We start from the raw sequence: 490 nt of genomic DNA, 5'->3' as shown, positions 1-490 counted from the left end.
AGCGTCAGCCCGAAGGCGGCAAACACCTGCTGCCAGGCGCGGGGGCTGGCCGGGGCGTTGGTCTTCTCCGTGCAGTGCGACAACAGCTTGAAGCCTGGGTCGGTCAGTTCGAGCGTGCCAATCGCCAAGGTATCGAGACGCGTGGCCAGCCACTCCTGGAGCAGTAGCACCGCCGGCACCTGGCCCGCCCCCAGCGTCTTCACATACTCCTGGCGGTAGGTCAGGGTCATCGCCGGGTCGATCCCCACCAAGGGCACGTCAAACTCCTGCAGCGCCCGCAGCCGCCGGGCCTGCTGCTCGGCGGTGCGCGCAAACGCCCCCAGAAACCCCTGCACCTGCAGCGGCTTGCCGTTGGCACTGAACGGCATCACGAAGACGCGCAGGTCAAGCCGCGTCAGCAGCTCCACCACGTCCATCACCAGCCTGGCTTCAAAGTGGGTGGTGAAGGCGTCCTGCACCACAATCACGCTCTGGGCGCGCTGCTGTTCGG

1 pseudogene is annotated in these 490 nt (G+C 67.1%); it reads right to left on the bottom strand.

The window, feature by feature from the left end:
* Positions 1 to 490: pseudogene (locus HW452_RS17360) on the bottom strand (FAD-binding oxidoreductase); the annotation flags it as partial.

This window comes from Vreelandella aquamarina, from assembly GCF_020075495.1.
Lineage (GTDB): Bacteria > Pseudomonadota > Gammaproteobacteria > Pseudomonadales > Halomonadaceae > Vreelandella > Vreelandella aquamarina_A.
The sequence above is the reverse complement of the archived record's forward strand: the minus strand, read 5'-3'. Positions and strand labels throughout refer to the sequence as shown.